A 1,917-nucleotide genomic window follows, 5' to 3' on the forward strand; every position below is an offset into this window, starting at 1 on the left:
ACTACAACACGTTTCGGTATTACGATCCGGAGATTGGGCGGTTTATTACGCAGGATCCGATTGGGTTGAGTGGTGGGGATAATCTCTATCAATATGCGCCTAATCCTTATGGGTGGGTTGATCCGTTAGGCTGGTGCGTCAATGCGAGTGTTACCCGAGGAACCGCAGGACAGCCTTTGCGAGCAACGGCTACGATTACCAAGGCCGACATCAAAAAAGGCGGAACTGCGACAAACGCGTCGTCCCGGAGTTGGGCGAGAAGTCTTGGAAATCCGGACGATGATGCTGGTCACATAATCGCTAAGCTACTCGGTGGAGCTGGAGGAAAAAATGGTGTCTTCCCTCAACTTCCGGGAATTAACAGAGGGCTTTTTAGAGACTTCGAAAAGGACGTTGCTGAGTATGTACTAAAAAAAGGCCCTGTAAACGTCGATATAAAATTTGTATATGGAAAGTCTCCAACACGCCCAGACCAAATATTGTACGATGTTTCACAAAACGGCAAGCGTGTACTATTTAATATATTTGATAATTAGAGGCACCCATGGAAAAAAAATCTAAACCCCTTGATGTGCTAATACAGTTTCTAGGCGACATGAACGAATGGGAAAGTAGTTTTTTTCGCGAAAAATTTTCTCTAATAGAAAAAGGCACTGATACAAAGCCATGCAGTGAATACTATAAAAAAAGACTTGAGGAAATTTTGCAAAAACACTCAATAAAGTCACCGAAAAGCTGGGCACGATTAGAGGGTTTGGCGTGTGGAGAGCCTACAATGTATGACCCTATAAGAGACCAAATCGAAATGGACAAAGAAAGCGAGCATTCAGCTTCTTTTATAGTTGAGCAATCTATTGGACTTGAGGCGTCTTTTAAATTCACTTTAGTCAATTCGCAATCAGGATGGATGATTAGAAAAAAGGAGACTCTACGCAGTGGGAAATGGCAAGAATCGACACTTTAAAATTTGTCCTAACATTGTCAATTTGTTGGCATTGAAAACATAGTCATTATTCTGGATATTAAAAATCTGCTCCTTAAAAAATCAAACAAAACAACTACACTGGAGCTTAAGCCCAGAGACGGTAGAAAACTCGGTATCACTGCCGAGAAACTGACCGCCTGACGCAGGAATCGTCGCCCCAGGGCGCGCTGACCTACGACTACGATCCGCTCAGCAACCTGACTACACTGACCCTTCCCACCGGTCAGCACCTGAATCACCTGTATTACGGCAGTGGTCACCTGCATCAACTGAATCTCGATGGCCAGTTGATCAGCGACATGGAGCGCGACGACCTGCACCGCGAGATCTATCGCACGCAGGGCAAACTCACCAGTTGCTTCGGCTATGACGCACTGGGGCGCAAGACCTGGCAGTACGCAACCACCCTACCCGCGGAAAAACTGTCGCAGATCCAGAACCCGCTCATAAAGCCAGAGCGCTATGTCGAGCACGCCTACAACCCGCTCCATCGCCGCTACGAATACGACCCGGCCGGCGAACTGAGCCGCACCCTCGACAAACTGCGTGGCGAAGTCACCTACGAGTACGAAGCCAACGGCCGCCTGCTTGAGCACAACCCCGAAAAACGCTTCGACGGCGAAGAATTCCGCTACGACGCTGCCGGCAACCGCCTGAACTTCAACACCAGCCGCTTCGACCGCGTCAAAGACAACCGCCTCAAGCAATGGAGCAACCACGAATACAAATACGACGCGTGGGGCAACCTGGTCGAGAAAATCGTCGGCATCGTGCGTTGGCAAACCTTCACCTACGACAGCGAAAACCGCCTGGTCAAAACCGAGACCATGGCCAACAGTCAGGTGGAAAGCACCAGCAGCTATCAGTACGACAGCCTGGGTAGGCGTGTTGCCAAACAGTCCGACATTAAGGGCAAGACCGACCATCGACTA

The 1,917-nt window shown here is 49.0% G+C and carries 2 protein-coding genes and 1 pseudogene; all 3 read left to right on the forward strand.

Annotated elements, in window-relative coordinates; translation table 11 throughout:
* Positions 1-536 (forward strand): RHS repeat-associated core domain-containing protein (locus tag KBY08_RS26200; RefSeq protein ID WP_225651320.1); only part of this gene is annotated, 536 nt, incomplete at its 5' end.
* Between the two features lie 8 nt (positions 537-544).
* Positions 545-964, forward strand: a complete 420-nt coding sequence (locus tag KBY08_RS26205; RefSeq protein ID WP_080267654.1) for an NTF2 fold immunity protein — start codon at positions 545-547, stop codon at positions 962-964.
* Between the two features lie 111 nt (positions 965-1,075).
* Positions 1,076-1,917: pseudogene (locus KBY08_RS26210) on the forward strand (type IV secretion protein Rhs); the annotation flags it as partial.

Source organism: Pseudomonas sp. P135, from assembly GCF_020312125.1.
In the GTDB taxonomy this organism is placed as follows: domain Bacteria; phylum Pseudomonadota; class Gammaproteobacteria; order Pseudomonadales; family Pseudomonadaceae; genus Aquipseudomonas; species Aquipseudomonas fragariae.